Source organism: Phyllobacterium sp. MT110 (assembly GCF_058792715.1).
In genome coordinates this window covers 1854231-1868823 of sequence record NZ_JBXAFE010000001.1, presented here as the reverse complement: position 1 = coordinate 1868823, position 14593 = coordinate 1854231, and the positions used below count along the sequence as shown (strand labels likewise).

Sequence of the window (14593 nt, the reverse complement as noted above, 5' to 3'; positions counted from 1 at the left end):
GGTTGCACGCGACTGCAGATGCATCGTGCGTGGTTCGACAAGCTCACCATGAGGAAAGATGAGGATTGCAGGAAGCCAAGTTCTGCGATCTTTCCGATTGGGCTTGTCACCAAATCACTTCCCTCATGGTGAGCTTGTCGAACCACGCACGACGCCTCCGCAAAGGCTTCAATCATGCCGCCCAACCGGTTTCCTAACCGTTCATTAAGCTTAATGAGCCATAAATTCAGAATCGCCGGAAGTGCGTCTGATTGCAGGCTTGCTCCCACCATGTGTTCTCTAATCCCATTGACGCCCATAGTGCCCCATGATATCGATTGGTTTCATCAGTAGCGTTCAGTCGACACGGTGTTTCCCGACATTGGATTTGGCATGCCAGGGCTTGCATTCGGCCCGTTCGGCCAATGCTTCCGCGGCTATTGATGGGGCTCCCAGGGGTGGAGCAGGGGTAGAAATGAAACAGGCCTTCGTGGCGGAAACGGCGGTGTTGCGTTTTGAACCGGTTCCTCGGACATGTAACGAACAGGATCGATGCGAAGGGACGGGTTTCCGTACCGGCGCATTTCCGTTCGATCATCCAGCAGGCCGGCCACACGGAACTGTATGCCCTGCGCTCCCTGCATCTTCCTGCCCTCGATGCGGGCGGACCGGATCTGCTGACGCGCTTCGACAAGCGGCTGGAGAGCGAGGATCCCTTCGCCGAAATGGCAGACGATATGTCTTTCTACCTGCATGCGGATGGCGGCTTTCTCAAGCTGGACGCGGATGGACGGATCACGGTGACGGATTTCCTGCGCGAGCATACGGGCATCACGACCGATGTGACCTTTGCGGGGGCGAACACGCATTTTCAGATGTGGCAGCCGGAGCAGTTCGAAACGCATCGGGCAAAGGTACGTCAACGCCTGATGGAGCGGCGGCGGCTGGAAAATCTGGACAATCAGACAGGAAACAGGTGATGGCGGGTGCGGGCGGTCAGGATGAAGCGCGCCACATACCCGTCCTGCTCGATGAAGTCATCGCCGCACTGAAGCCTGGTCCCGGTCAATTGATCATCGACGGCACGTTCGGTGCAGGTGGTTATACCCGCCGTATTCTCGATACCGGCGCATCGGTGACGGCCATCGACCGCGATCCCTCAGCCATCGAAGCCGGGCGGGCGCTGGAAAAGGCCCATGCGGGCCGCCTCACGCTCGTGCAGGGCACTTTCTCGACACTGGATCAGGTTGCATTGCTGGGTGCTCCCGACGGCATCGTGCTGGACATCGGCGTGTCCTCCATGCAGATCGACGAGGCCGAGCGCGGCTTTTCCTTCCAGAAGGACGGGCCGCTCGACATGCGCATGTCAAGTTCAGGGCCAAGCGCCGCCGACGTGGTCAACCGCCTCAAGACGGGCGATCTTGCCCGCGTCTTCAATTTCCTCGGCGAGGAGCGCCATGCGGGCCGCATCGCGCGCATGATCGAAAAGCGCCGCACCACCGAGCCGTTTCACCGCACCCGCGATCTGGCCAATGCCATCGAAGCGCTGGTCGGGCGCAATCCGAAGATTCCGATCCATCCGGCAACGCGCGTGTTTCAGTCGCTGCGCATTTTCGTCAATGACGAACTGGGCGAACTCGTCCGCGCGCTGCATGCGGCCGAGCGGGCGCTCAAGCCGGGCGGCCGCCTGGTTGTCGTGACCTTCCATTCGCTCGAGGACCGCATCGTCAAGCGCTTCTTCAATGACCGCGCCGGTTCGAGCGGCGGTTCGCGCCATCTGCCGCAGGTGCAGGTGCGCCTGGCAAGCTTCACCCCCATCGGCAAGGGCGTGGTTGCGCCGACCGAGGCGGAGACGGAAAGCAATCCGCGTGCGCGCTCGGCCAAGCTGCGTGCCGCCATCCGCACCGAAAATCCGCCGCTGGCTGAAGATCATTCGATCTACGGCCTGCCCAATCTTCCGCATTTTCATGAAACGGCGAGGAGCTGATCCATGCTGCGCACCTTCGACATCATATTGATCGGGCTGATGATCGCAGCGGCCGGCATCACCTATAAAATCAAGCACGATGCTGAAAAGCAGATGACGGAAGTACACAAGATCCAGCGGATGATCGCCGACGAGAAGGATACGATTGACCTCTTGAAGGCCGACTGGAGCCTGCTGACGCAGCCCAACCGCCTGCAGAAGCTGGTTGCCTCCTTCCAGGGCCAGCTCAACCTGCAGCCGGTCGAGGCGCAACAGATCGCCAACATCAACGAGATTCCGAAAGCCAAGCCCGCCGCCGAAAAGATCGATGACGTCGCCAACCTCATCACCGAGGCCGATGCGGGGCCAGCCGTGAAAAAGACCGATACGATCAAGACCGGCAGCGTGCGCAGGGCAACCGTTGCGGCCGTCCCCGGCGCGAAACCGAAGGGGGCTGCGCATTAAGATGGGCATCTGGATCAAGCGGAAAACAGCGCAGCTGGAAAACGGAACGGCACCGGCATTCGAAATGGATGCGCGCAAGAAGAAGACGGGCAATCGCGCACGCAACCGCGTGATGATGGCCATGATCTGCTTTATCGGCATTTATGGCGTCATCAGCGGACGCCTGATTTTCTACGGGATGCAGGAAGATACCACCGGCTATAACGGTCCGACCGGCACCGTTCTGGCCTCGCGTCCGGATATTCTCGACCGCAACGGCGAAGTGCTGGCAACCGATATCAAGACCGCATCGCTCTATGCCGAGCCGCGCAAGATCATCGATCCCGATGAAGCCTATGAACTGCTGTCGACCGTCCTGCCGGATCTCAACTTCGAACAGACCTACAGCCGCCTGAAGAGCGGCGCAGGCTTTGCCTGGCTGAAGCGCGGCCTGACACCGCAGCAGAAGAGCCAGATCATGGCGCTGGGCATTCCCGGCATCGGCTTCCGCACGGAAAAATCGCGCTTCTATCCCGGCGGCCCGACGGCGTCGCATATCCTTGGTCTCGTCAATATCGACAATCAGGGCATTGCCGGCATGGAGAAGTACATCGACTCTCAGGGGCTGTCGGACCTGCGCGATGTCGGCCTTGCCGACGGGCGTTCGCTGGCGCCGGTGCGCCTGTCGATCGATCTGCGCGTCCAGCACGTGGTGCGCGACGTCGTGGTCAATGCGATGCAGAAATACCGCGCCATTGCGGCGGGTGCCGTTGTTCTCAACGTCAATACCGGCGAAGTGATGGCCATGGCCTCGGCACCGGATTTTGATCCGAACAACCCGTTCAATGCGCTCGACAAGGACCACCTCAACCGCATGTCCGCCGGTCTCTACGAGATGGGTTCGACGATCAAGAGCTTCACGACAGCCATGTCGCTCGACCATGGGGCGACGCTGAACACCACCTATGACGCGACGCGCCCGATCACCATCGGCCGCCAGACGATCCATGATTTCCACGGCAAGGCCCGCGTGCTGACCCTGCCGGAAGTCTTCGTTTTCTCCTCCAACATCGGCTCGGCACGGGAAGCCGATGCGGTGGGCATCGAAAATCACCGGGCGTTCCTGACGCGTCTCGGCCTGCTCGATCCGATGAAGACGGAACTGCCGGAGGTCGCCAAGCCCTATTCGCCGAAAGTGTGGAAGAAGGTGAATTCGATCACGATCTCCTTCGGCCACGGCATGGCCACGACACCGCTGCAGACGGCGGTCGGCGCCGCGGCGCTGGTCAATGGCGGCAGGCTGATTGAACCAACCTTCCTGCCGCGTACGCTGGAACAGGCACAGACCATGGCCGAACAGGTCATCAAGCCGAAAACCAGCGATGACATGCGCTATCTCTACAAGCTCAACGGCGATACCGGCTCGGGCCGCAACGCCAACGTCAAGGGCTACCGCGTCGGCGGAAAGACCGGAACGGCGGACAAGGTCGTCAACGGCCGCTATGCCAAGGATCTGCGGTTCAACGCCTTCGTGGCGGCCTTTCCGATCGAAAAACCGGAATATGTCGTTTTGACCATTATCGACGAACCAAAGCCTGCCGAAGGGCAGAGCAGCGGTATCGCAGCCTTCAACGCGGCACCCATGGTGGCGGAAATTATCCGCAGATCCGCATCGTTTCTCGGGGTAAAGCCCGATTTCGGCCAACAAGTCGCGCCATTGCAGGTTTCCTACGACAGTGATGAGTAAAGCAGATTCGGTCATGAAACTGAAAGAATTGAACGGCATACCTGCCCTGGCAATCTCCGAATTCGGGGAAACGACGATCAATGGCCTGACTTCCGATTCGCGTGAGGTCAAGCCCGGTTTCCTCTTCGCGGCCCTGAAAGGCTCGAAGGCGGACGGCAGCGTTTATGCTGCGGACGCGGCAAAACGCGGCGCTGCGATCATCGTTGCCGCCAGCGATTCCAAGCTGAGCAACGTCTCCGCCCCGATCATCTATGTGGACGATCCGCGCCGTGCGCTCGCGCTTGCGGCTGCCAGCTTCTACCGGGTGCAGCCGGATGTGATGGTCGCCATCACCGGCACCAGCGGCAAGACATCGGTGGCATCCTTCACCCGCCAGATCTGGGCCAATGCCGGTTTCGCCTCGGCCAGCATCGGCACGACAGGCGTGGTTTCGCCGACGCGCAATGATTACGGTTCGCTGACCACGCCCGACCCCGTCGAGCTGCACAAGCTGCTGAGCGAGCTGGTCGAAGAGGGTGTCACCCATGCGGCCATGGAAGCCTCGTCGCATGGCCTTGACCAGCGCCGCCTCGACGGTGTGAAGCTGTCGGCCGGTGCTTTCACCAATCTTGGCCGTGACCACATGGATTATCATCCGACGGTCGAGGAATATCACGCCGCCAAACTGCGTCTGTTCAGGGAACTGCTGCCGAAGGGCGCGCCTGCCGTCATTTTTGCTGACGATCCCTTTTCCAAGCCGACCATTGCGGCGGCCACCGAAGCCGGTTGCAAGGTGCTGACGGTCGGCCGCAAGGGCGAATTCATCACCCTGAAGCGTGTCGAGCATGAGCGGTTCCGCCAGCATGTGGAAGTGCAGATTGCCGGCGAGATCTTTGAGATCACCCTGCCGCTGGCGGGAGATTTTCAGGTGGCCAATGGTCTTGTGGCCGCAGGGCTTGCCATCGCCACCGGAGTTCCCGCCGCTGCGGCCATGCGCGGCCTCGAGCGGCTGAAGGGCGCGCCTGGACGGCTCGATCTTGTCGGTGCGACGGAAGAGGGGGCGCCCGCTTATGTCGATTACGCCCACAAGCCCGATGCGCTGGAGAATGTGCTCACCTCGGTCCGTCCCTTCACGACAGGGCGCGTCATCGTGGTGTTCGGCTGCGGCGGCGATCGCGACAAGGGCAAGCGCCCGATGATGGGTGAAATCGCCACGCGCCTTGCCGATGTCGTCATCGTGACCGATGACAACCCGCGCTCGGAAGTTCCCGCCACCATCCGCGCTGAAATTCTCGCCGCCGCTCCCGGCGCGCAGGAGATCGGCGACCGGCATGAGGCGATCCGCGTGGCGGTTGCCATGATGAAATCCGGCGATACGCTGATTGTCGCGGGCAAGGGCCATGAAGAAGGCCAGACCGTCGGGACCGTCGTGCTGCCGTTCTCCGATCACACGGAAGTCGCCCAGGCCCTGAAGGACCGTCTGGCCCGGGAGCGCAATCCATGAGTTTGCTCTGGACCTCCGAAGCCATGATTGAGGCCATGAACGGCCGTCCTGTTGGCGCGCTGCCCGAAGGCATTACCGGGATTTCCATCGATACGCGCACCCTGCGCAAGGGTGAGGCGTTCTTCGCCATCAAGGGCGATGCGCTAGACGGGCATGATTTTGCCACGGCGGCGGTGGCTGCCGGTGCGGCGCTGCTCGTGGTTGCGGAAGTGAAGCTGCCCGCGCTCGGCAAACTCAAGACCCCAATGATCGTGGTCGATGATGTGCTCGCAGCCATGACGCGGCTCGGCCTTGCGGCGCGCGAGCGCTCCCATGCCCAGATCATCGCCGTGACCGGCTCCGTCGGCAAGACGACCACCAAGGAAGCGCTGCGGCACGTCCTGGCGGATTCGGGCAAGGTGCATGCATCGGTTGCCTCGTTCAACAATCACTGGGGTGTGCCGCTGACGCTCGCCCGCATGCCCGAGGACACGGATTACGGCGTTTTTGAAATCGGCATGAACCATGCGGACGAAATCCGTCCGCTGGTGAAAATGGTTCGCCCGCATGTGGCAATCGTCACGCTGATCGCTCCGGCGCATCTTGGCCATTTCAAGAACCTGCAGGAAATCGCGACGGCAAAAGCCGAGATTTTTGAAGGGCTTGTGCCCGGCGGCTATGCCTTGCTCAATCGCGACGACAAGCACTACAAGCTCCTGGAAACGCTGGCGCGCAACGCCGGTGTCGAGCACATCAAGAGTTTTGGTGAGAATGCCCGGGCGGATTATCGCCTGCGCGCGCTCAAGCTGCACGATGCCTGCTCCTGCATGACCGTGCGGCTTGCCGGTTCGGAAGCCGTCGTCAAGGTCGGCGCGCCGGGCAGGCACATCGTGCAGAACGTGCTGGCGGTGCTCGGCGCCGCGCATCTGACCGGCGCCGACATGACCAAGGTCACGCTGGCGCTGGCATCGCTGCGGCCGGAAAGCGGGCGCGGTGCGCGCCACCTGCTCGAAATCGGCAATGGCACGTTCACGCTGATCGATGAGAGCTACAACGCCAATCCGGCTTCGGTGCGCGCGTCGATAGAGCTTCTGGCTGCCGCCGTGCCCACGGGCAAGGGGCGCCGCATTGCCGTGCTCGGCGACATGCTGGAACTCGGCAAGCAGGCGCCGAAGCTGCATGCGGACCTGGCGCCGGTCATCACGGCCAATCATATCAACATGGTTTTTCTCGGCGGACCTGAAATGGCGGCGCTTAAAGCGGCCTTGCCGGTTGAATTTCACGCCGAATACAGGCAGAGCGTCGATGAATTGCAGTCAAATCTGCTGAACACGATCAGGGCCGGTGATGTGATCATGATCAAATCATCGAAAGGAATCGGTTTTGTCCGGATCGTCAAGGCAATCCTACAGAAGTACAACGCCGTGGAGCCCGCCGGTCCTGCCGAGTGAGCCTACGGGGATGGGGACATAGTCTATGCTTTATTATCTGGCCGGTCTGGCGGAACATATCCAATTTCTGAACGTGTTCCGCTACATCACGTTCAGGACCGGCGGCGCGCTGATCACCTCGGCGCTGATCGTGTTTCTGTTCGGTCCCCGCATCATCGACTCCCTGCGCGTCCGGCAGGGCCGCGGCCAGCCGATCCGCGCGGACGGCCCGCAGACCCACTTCAAGAAGGCCGGGACGCCAACCATGGGCGGCCTGATGATCATGACCGGTATCCTGATCTCGTCGCTGCTCTGGGCCAACTGGTCCAACATCTATGTCTGGGTCGTGCTTCTGGTTGCCGTGAGCTTCGGGGCCATCGGCTTCTACGATGATTATCTCAAGGTCAGCAAACAGTCGTTCAAGGGCTTTTCCGCCCGCGCGCGCCTCGGCATCGAGTTCCTCGTCGCTGCGCTGGCCGGTCTTGCCATCATGTGGGCGGGGCAGGAACCGTTCTCTTCGTCCTTGACCTTCCCCTTTGCCAAGCAGCTGATCCTCAATCTCGGCATTTTCTTCGTTCCCTTTGCCGCTTTCGTCATGGTCGGCGCGGGCAATGCCGTCAATTTCACCGACGGTCTCGATGGTCTTGCCACCGTTCCGGTGATGATCGCCGCCGCCTCGTTCGGGGTGATCGCCTACCTCGCCGGTAATGCGATCTTTGCCGATTACCTGCAGATCCATTTCACGCCGGGCACGGGTGAACTTGCCGTGGTTCTCGGCGCTGTCATTGGCGCGGGTCTCGGTTTTCTCTGGTTCAATGCACCGCCCGCCGCCATTTTCATGGGCGATACCGGTTCGCTGGCGCTGGGCGGCCTCATCGGTGCCGTCGCCGTTGCCACCAAGCACGAAATCGTTCTGGCCATCATCGGCGGCGTCTTCGTCATGGAAGCCATGTCGGTCATCATCCAGGTCACCTCGTTCAAGCTGACGGGAAAACGCGTGTTCCTGATGGCGCCGATCCACCACCATTTCGAAAAGAAGGGCTGGACCGAGAGCCAGGTCGTGATCCGCTTCTGGATCATTGCCGTCATTCTCGCGCTGATCGGCCTTTCCACACTCAAGCTCAGATAAGGCCAGTTGCATGATCGCTGCCCACTCCATGCTGGACAAGACCGTCGCGCTCTTCGGGCTCGGCGGTTCGGGTATTGCGACGGCAAAGGCGATCGCCGCCGGCGGGGCGCGGGTCATTGCCTGGGACGATAATCCCGAAAGCGTTGCGCGGGCGCAGGGTGCCGGCATCGAAACCAGTGACCTGCGTCTCGTCGACTGGAAGCAGTTTTCCTCCTTCGTCCTGTCGCCCGGCGTGCCGCTGACCCATCCGCGTCCGCACTGGACGGTGGATCTCGCCCGCGCCGCGGGCGTTGAAATCATCGGCGATGTCGAACTCTTCGTGCGCGAGCGCAATCTGGCGGGAAAGAACAGCCCGTTCATCGCCATCACCGGCACCAACGGCAAGTCGACGACGACGGCGCTGATCGCCCATATCATCAGGGCGTCGGGCCGCGACATGCAGCTGGGCGGCAATATCGGCACCGCCGTCATGACGCTGGAACCGCCGGCGGATGGCCGCCACTATGTCGTGGAATGCTCGTCCTACCAGATCGATCTCGCACCGTCGATCAATCCGACCGCCGGTATCCTTCTGAACCTGACGCCGGATCATCTCGACCGGCATGGCACCATGCAGCACTATGCCGAGATCAAGGAACGGCTGGTGGCGGGCAGCGAGACGGCGATTGTCGGTGTCGACGACAGTTTCTGCGCGGCGATTGCCGACCGGCTGGAGCGTGCGGGCAAACCGGTGATCCGCATCTCGAAACGCCTGCCGATCCCGAACGGCTATTTCGCCGACGGCACGACGCTGTATCTCGCCGAAAACGGCGCGAAAACTGCCGTCGCCACGCTGCAGGGCATCGGGTCGCTGCGCGGCGAACACAATGCGCAGAACGCGTTGGCAGCCTTTGCCGCCTGCCGCTCCGTCGGCCTCTCGGCGGATGAGATCAATGCGGGCCTCAAAACCTTTCCCGGCCTCGCTCACCGCATGGAGCAGGTGGCGCGGCAGGGCAGGACGTTGTTCGTAAACGATTCCAAGGCGACCAATGCGGATGCGGCCGCGCCCGCGCTGTCGTCCTTCCCGCGCATCTACTGGATTGCCGGCGGCCTGCCCAAGGAAGGCGGCATTGCCTCGCTGTCCGGGTTTTTCCCGCGTATCGCCAAGGCCTACCTGATCGGCGAGGCGGCACCGCAGTTTGCGGCAACGCTGGGCGAGGCGACGCCGTATGAAATTTCAGGCACGATCGCCGCCGCGGTGGAACACGCCGCGCGCGATGCGGCCGGCGACGGATCGCAGGAAGCTGTGGTCCTGCTGTCGCCCGCCTGTGCCAGTTTCGACCAGTTTCAGAATTTCGAGAAACGCGGCGAGGCATTCCGCTCCGCCGTATTGGCGCTTGCAGGCGCTTCACCGATTGAAGGGGCAAACTGATGGTAAGCCGCATTGACCGTGGACCCGTCGCCGACTGGTGGTGGACAATTGACCGTTTCCTTTTGGCCGCCTGCCTCAGCCTGATGGGCCTCGGCATCCTGCTTTCCTTCGCCGCGAGCCCCGCCGTCGCCGAGCGCATCGGTCTTGAGAGTTTTTACTTCGTCAAGCACCAGTCGATGTTCATGGTGCCTGCGGTGTTCGTCATGTTCGCCGTGTCGTTCATGGCGCCGCGCACCATCCGGCGCTTTGCCATCATCCTGCTCGGACTTTCCATGCTGGCGATGGTTGGCGCCCTGTTCTTCGGCATCGAAGTCAAGGGCGCGCGCCGCTGGGTGTCGCTGGCCGGCATCTCCATCCAGCCATCCGAATTCATGAAACCGGCCTTTGTCATTGTCTGCGCCTGGCTGTTTTCCGAGAATGAGCGGCGCAAGGATATTCCCGGCAACTTCTTCTCCATGGTGCTGTTCGGCGTTGTCGCGGCACTGCTGGTGGCCCAGCCCGACCTTGGCCAGACCATTCTGACCGCCATCACCTGGGGCGCCATGTTCTTCATGGCCGGTGTGCCGTGGCTGTGGATCATCAGCCTTGGCGTTCTCGGCGTTGCCGGTTTCTTCGGCGCCTACACGATCTTCCCGCACGTGGCGGGCCGTATCGACCGTTTCATGACCGGCGAAGGCGATACGTTCCAGGTGGATGCCGGGCGCGAGGCGATCATCCGCGGCGGCTGGCTCGGGCAGGGTCCGGGCGAAGGCACCATCAAGCGCATCATCCCTGACAGCCATACGGACTTCATCTTCTCGGTGACCGCCGAGGAGTATGGCATCGCGCTCTGCCTGCTGATCGTGCTGATCTTCGCCTTCATCGTCATTCGCGGCCTGTCGATCGCGCTGAAGGAGCGGGACGATTTCACCCGCCTTGCCGTCTCCGGCCTCGTCATCCTGTTCGGCTTCCAGTCGATCATCAACATTTCTGTGAACCTGCACCTGATGCCCGCAAAGGGCATGACGCTGCCGTTCATCTCCTATGGCGGCTCGTCGCTCATCTCTGTGGCAATTTCGACGGGACTGCTGCTGGCGCTGACAAGGCGCAGACCCGAGGGCAGGCGGTCGGCGACGCTGGCAAACACGAAAACGCCGTCACTGGCCAACGCTATCTGAGGGACTGATGTCGAAGGGGATTATTGTTCTGTGTGCCGGGGGCACGGGCGGGCACCTGTTTCCGGCGGAAGCGCTGGCGCATGCGCTGATCGAACGCGGCTGGGATATCCATCTGGCGACCGATGACCGCGCCGAACGGTTCGCCGGGAGCTTTCCGGCCAAGGAAATCCACGTGGTGCGCTCGGCCACCATCGGCGGACGCAACCCGATTTCTCTCGTCCGCACCTTCTGGACGCTCTGGCAGGGCAATCTCGATTCCCGCAAACTGTTCCGGCGCCTGAAGCCGAAGCTGGTTGCGGGCTTCGGCGGCTATCCGACCCTGCCGCCGCTCTATGCAGCGACGGCACTGAAAATCCCGACGCTCATCCACGAACAGAATGCCGTGATGGGCCGTGCGAACAAGGCGCTTGCTGCCCGCGTCAATGCCATTGCCGGCGGGTTCCTGCCGCAGGGCGAAGGCCCCTATGCCGGCAAGATCGTGGTGACGGGCAATCCCGTCCGCCCGGCCGTGCTGGCGGAAGTCGGCAAGGCCTACAAGGCGTCGCAGGCGCACCAGCCGTTTCATTTTCTGGTGTTCGGCGGCAGTCAGGGCGCCTCTTACTTTTCAACTGCCATCCCCGCTGCCATCCAGCTTCTGTCGCCGGAGGACCGGGCCCGTCTGGTGCTGACGCAGCAGGCCCGCGCCGAGGACGAGGCGCAGGTACGCGCCGCCTATCAGGCCATGGGCGTGAAGGCCGAGGTCGCGCCGTTCTTCAAGGATATGCCGCGGCGCATTTCCGATGCGCATTTCGTCATGTCGCGTTCCGGCGCCTCGACCGTGTCGGAAATCGCCGCCATCGGCCGCCCGGCCATTCTTGTTCCCTTCCCGCATGCGCTTGACCATGATCAGGCGGCCAATGCCGCTGCCTTGCAGGCCGCGGGCGGAGCCGATGTCATCAAGCAGTCGGAACTGTCGCCGGAGCGGATCGCCCATATCCTGACCAGCGCCATGCACGAACCGACGCGGCTGGCATTTATTGCGGAAAAAGCCCGCTCAACGGGCAAGCCGGACGCTGCAAGGTTGCTTGCCGACCTCACAGAGGCTATTGCATCCGGCCAATCCCTTACGGTGAGATGAGTTCGCTATGACCTCGTCTCCTTCTGAAGTTTTCAAAAAAGGAGTGCGTCCATGAAGATGCCGCTCAACATCGGCCTTGTTCATTTCATCGGTATCGGCGGTATCGGCATGAGCGGCATTGCCGAAGTCCTGCACAATCTCGGCTACAAGGTCCAGGGTTCCGATCAGGCGGACAGCGCCAATGTGCAGCGTCTGCGTGACAAGGGGATCGAGGTCTTTGTCGGACACGATGCGGACAATCTCGGCGATGCCGAGGTTATCGTGGTGTCGACGGCGATCAAGAAGAGCAATCCGGAACTCGTTGCCGCGCGCGAAAAACTTTTGCCCATCGTGCGCCGGGCGGAAATGCTGGCGGAACTCATGCGCTTCCGTCAGGCGGTCGCCATTGGCGGCACGCACGGCAAGACCACGACCACCTCGATGGTGGCAACGCTGCTCGATGCGGGCAATCTCGATCCGACCGTCATCAATGGCGGCATCATCAATGCCTATGGCACCAATGCCCGCATGGGTGCGGGCGAATGGATGGTGGTGGAAGCCGACGAGAGCGACGGCACCTTCCTGAAGCTGCCTGCCGATATCGCCGTGGTCACCAATATCGATCCGGAGCATCTCGATCACTACGGCACGTTCGACCGGGTGCGCGAAGCCTTCCGGCAGTTCGTCGAGAACGTGCCGTTCTACGGCTTCGGCGTCATGTGCCTCGACCATCCGGAAGTGCAGTCGCTGGTGTCGCGCATCGAGGACCGCCGCGTCATTACCTATGGTGAAAACCCGCAGGCGGACGTGCGTTTCGTCAATCTCGTGGTCGATGGTCCGACCTCGCAGTTCGACGTGCAGATCGCCAAGCGCAAGACCGGCGAGACCACCGAGATCAAGGGCCTGCGGCTGCCGATGCCCGGCAGGCACAACGTGTCGAACGCGACAGCGGCGATCGCCGTGGCGCATGAACTCGGCATTTCCGCCGAAGACATCAAGAAGGGCCTGTCGTCTTTCGGCGGCGTGAAGCGGCGCTTTACCCATACCGGTTCGTGGAAGGGCGTCGATGTGTTCGACGATTACGGCCATCATCCGGTCGAGATCAAGGCCGTGCTGAAGGCGGCGCGCGATTCCGCCAAGGGCCGGGTGATCGCCATCGTCCAGCCGCATCGCTTTACCCGTCTGGCGAGCCTCTTTGACGAGTTTGCGGCGTGCTTCAACGATGCCGATACCGTGATCGTCGCGCCGGTCTATACCGCTGGCGAAGACCCGATCGAGGGCGTCACATCGGAAGCGCTGGTGTCCCGCATCAGGACGGCGGCGCACCGCGACGCGCGCTATATCCAGGGGCCGCAGGACATCGCGCCCTTGATCGCCACCATCGCCAAGCCCGACGATTTCGTGGTTTTCCTGGGTGCCGGCAACATCACCCAATGGGCATATGCCTTGCCAAAGGAGCTGGCAGCGCTTTAGATTTTGCGGTTGCGTGAGGACGGGGTGTTTCACGCCAAGACTGCTGGAAGGATATCATGTCTTCAAGGATTGACGGCGAGGCCCTGCTTGGCAAGCTGGGGGATCGTTTCTCGGGGCTGCGCGGGCGGCTGACGCCCAATATGGGCATGGAAAAGGTGACCTGGTTCCGCGCCGGCGGCCCGGCGGAAGTCATGTTCCAGCCTGCCGACGAGGAAGATCTGGCAGCCTTCCTGCAGGCCGTTCCCGAAGAATATCCGATCCTTGTCGTCGGCATCGGTTCCAACCTTCTGGTGCGCGATGGCGGCGTCCCCGGTTTTGTCGTGCGCCTCTCCGCCAAGGGCTTCGGCGAGGTCGAGCGCGTCGGCGATACGCAGTTGCGGGCGGGTGCCGCGACCCCGGACAAGCGGCTTGCCGCAGCGGCACTTGAGGCGAAGATTGCCGGTTTCCATTTCTATCACGGCATTCCCGGCGGGCTGGGCGGCGCGCTGCGCATGAACGCCGGTGCCAACGGGGTCGAGACGCGCGAGCGGGTGGTCGAGGTACGGGCGCTCGACCGCAGGGGCAATGTGCATATCCTGTCCAATGCCGACATGGGCTATGCCTATCGCCATTGCGGCGCAGCCGGCGACCTGATCTTCACCTCGGCATTGCTGGAGGGAACACCCGGCGAGACCTATGCGATACAGGCGGCGATGCAGGCGGTGCAGCAGCACCGCGAGACCGTGCAGCCGATCCGCGAGAAGACCGGCGGCTCGACCTTCAAGAACCCGGAAGGCACATCCGCCTGGAAGCAAATCGACGCGGCGGGCGGTCGCGGCCTGATGATCGGTGGTGCACAGATGTCGCCCATGCACTGCAATTTCATGATCAATACCGGCACGGCCAGCGGTCATGACCTTGAAACGCTCGGCGAGACGATCCGCTCGCTCGTGCTGCAAAACTCCGGCATTCATCTGCACTGGGAAATCAAGCGTCTGGGGCTTTTCCGTCCCGGCCAGGAAGTGCAGGAGTATATGGGGCAGCTTTTGTAGCAAAAACCGAAATTTTTTTACGTTGAATCAGAGGCGCGTTTGCCTCTGATTTTGTTTCCGAAATCGAATCGCAAACACTTTTTTTTACGCCAAATTTCATTGTTGAATCAAAGGGGACTTGTCACGGAATCAACTCTCTGATTCTTTAGGGGCAAGCGTTAACTGATTTGAGTCGGCTGATTTGGTCAGCCTCGGGTGCCTGCGGTCTTGATCGCCGGGCGTGCGGAGACTCATGTCGTTTTTCGGCTTTGATGGGGATGTGTACAAG

Annotated in this window: 12 protein-coding genes; all 12 read left to right on the top strand. The window is 61.8% G+C overall.

The annotated features are described in order from the left end of the window. Nucleotides 1–494 precede the first annotated feature (494 nt). Entirely contained in the window at nucleotides 495–959 is a 465-nt protein-coding gene (gene mraZ, locus AC1Q5O_RS09545; RefSeq protein ID WP_346308161.1) for a division/cell wall cluster transcriptional repressor MraZ, read from the top strand. After that, nucleotides 959–1966 (top strand): 16S rRNA (cytosine(1402)-N(4))-methyltransferase RsmH, encoded by a 1008-nt coding sequence (gene rsmH, locus AC1Q5O_RS09540; protein ID WP_492562592.1) that lies wholly within the window; start codon nucleotides 959–961, stop codon nucleotides 1964–1966. The genes mraZ and rsmH overlap by 1 nt, the downstream gene beginning before the upstream one ends. Nucleotides 1967–1969: 3 nt before the next feature. Further along, complete coding sequence (gene ftsL, locus AC1Q5O_RS09535; protein ID WP_288192400.1) at nucleotides 1970–2410, top strand: cell division protein FtsL; 441 nt, start codon at nucleotides 1970–1972, stop codon at nucleotides 2408–2410. A 64-nt stretch (nucleotides 2411–2474) separates the two neighbouring features. Beyond that, nucleotides 2475–4136 (top strand): peptidoglycan D,D-transpeptidase FtsI family protein, encoded by a 1662-nt coding sequence (locus tag AC1Q5O_RS09530; RefSeq protein ID WP_288192470.1) that lies wholly within the window; start codon nucleotides 2475–2477, stop codon nucleotides 4134–4136. A 13-nt stretch (nucleotides 4137–4149) separates the two neighbouring features. Further along, complete coding sequence (locus tag AC1Q5O_RS09525) at nucleotides 4150–5619, top strand: UDP-N-acetylmuramoyl-L-alanyl-D-glutamate--2,6-diaminopimelate ligase (RefSeq protein WP_403176960.1); 1470 nt, start codon at nucleotides 4150–4152, stop codon at nucleotides 5617–5619. Further along, nucleotides 5616–7049 (top strand): UDP-N-acetylmuramoylalanyl-D-glutamyl-2,6-diaminopimelate--D-alanyl-D-alanine ligase, encoded by a 1434-nt coding sequence (locus AC1Q5O_RS09520; protein ID WP_223612729.1) that lies wholly within the window; start codon nucleotides 5616–5618, stop codon nucleotides 7047–7049. The genes AC1Q5O_RS09525 and AC1Q5O_RS09520 overlap by 4 nt, the downstream gene beginning before the upstream one ends. Nucleotides 7050–7074: 25 nt before the next feature. Continuing rightward, on the top strand, nucleotides 7075–8157 hold the full coding sequence (mraY, locus tag AC1Q5O_RS09515; RefSeq protein WP_105732193.1) for a phospho-N-acetylmuramoyl-pentapeptide-transferase: 1083 nt from the start codon (nucleotides 7075–7077) through the stop codon (nucleotides 8155–8157). Nucleotides 8158–8167: 10 nt separating this feature from the next. Further along, nucleotides 8168–9568: a UDP-N-acetylmuramoyl-L-alanine--D-glutamate ligase gene (murD, locus tag AC1Q5O_RS09510; protein WP_492562588.1), complete on the top strand. Its 1401-nt coding sequence runs from the start codon at nucleotides 8168–8170 to the stop codon at nucleotides 9566–9568. Beyond that, complete coding sequence (gene ftsW, locus AC1Q5O_RS09505; protein ID WP_105732195.1) at nucleotides 9568–10725, top strand: putative lipid II flippase FtsW; 1158 nt, start codon at nucleotides 9568–9570, stop codon at nucleotides 10723–10725. Before murD ends, ftsW begins: the two co-directional genes overlap by 1 nt. A 7-nt stretch (nucleotides 10726–10732) precedes the next feature. After that, on the top strand, nucleotides 10733–11842 hold the full coding sequence (murG, locus tag AC1Q5O_RS09500; protein WP_492562585.1) for an undecaprenyldiphospho-muramoylpentapeptide beta-N-acetylglucosaminyltransferase: 1110 nt from the start codon (nucleotides 10733–10735) through the stop codon (nucleotides 11840–11842). Nucleotides 11843–11893: 51 nt separating this feature from the next. Next, nucleotides 11894–13294: a UDP-N-acetylmuramate--L-alanine ligase gene (gene murC / locus AC1Q5O_RS09495; RefSeq protein WP_464661236.1), complete on the top strand. Its 1401-nt coding sequence runs from the start codon at nucleotides 11894–11896 to the stop codon at nucleotides 13292–13294. A gap of 56 nt (nucleotides 13295–13350) precedes the next feature. Next, on the top strand, nucleotides 13351–14325 hold the full coding sequence (gene murB, locus AC1Q5O_RS09490; protein ID WP_492562582.1) for a UDP-N-acetylmuramate dehydrogenase: 975 nt from the start codon (nucleotides 13351–13353) through the stop codon (nucleotides 14323–14325). Nucleotides 14326–14593 lie beyond the last annotated feature (268 nt).

Excerpts from the sequence above, each read along its gene's own strand:
- AC1Q5O_RS09520 (WP_223612729.1), top strand. The coding sequence starts at position 5,616 with ATGAGTTTGCTCTGGACCTCCGAAGCCATGATTGAGGCCATGAACGGC.
- ftsW (WP_105732195.1), top strand. The coding sequence starts at position 9,568 with ATGGTAAGCCGCATTGACCGTGGACCCGTCGCCGACTGGTGGTGGACA.
- AC1Q5O_RS09525 (WP_403176960.1), top strand. The coding sequence starts at position 4,150 with ATGAAACTGAAAGAATTGAACGGCATACCTGCCCTGGCAATCTCCGAA.
- murC (WP_464661236.1), top strand. The coding sequence starts at position 11,894 with ATGAAGATGCCGCTCAACATCGGCCTTGTTCATTTCATCGGTATCGGC.
- murG (WP_492562585.1), top strand. The coding sequence starts at position 10,733 with ATGTCGAAGGGGATTATTGTTCTGTGTGCCGGGGGCACGGGCGGGCAC.
- AC1Q5O_RS09530 (WP_288192470.1), top strand. The coding sequence starts at position 2,475 with ATGGATGCGCGCAAGAAGAAGACGGGCAATCGCGCACGCAACCGCGTG.
- rsmH (WP_492562592.1), top strand. The coding sequence starts at position 959 with ATGGCGGGTGCGGGCGGTCAGGATGAAGCGCGCCACATACCCGTCCTG.
- mraY (WP_105732193.1), top strand. The coding sequence starts at position 7,075 with ATGCTTTATTATCTGGCCGGTCTGGCGGAACATATCCAATTTCTGAAC.
- murD (WP_492562588.1), top strand. The coding sequence starts at position 8,168 with ATGATCGCTGCCCACTCCATGCTGGACAAGACCGTCGCGCTCTTCGGG.
- ftsL (WP_288192400.1), top strand. The coding sequence starts at position 1,970 with ATGCTGCGCACCTTCGACATCATATTGATCGGGCTGATGATCGCAGCG.
- murB (WP_492562582.1), top strand. The coding sequence starts at position 13,351 with ATGTCTTCAAGGATTGACGGCGAGGCCCTGCTTGGCAAGCTGGGGGAT.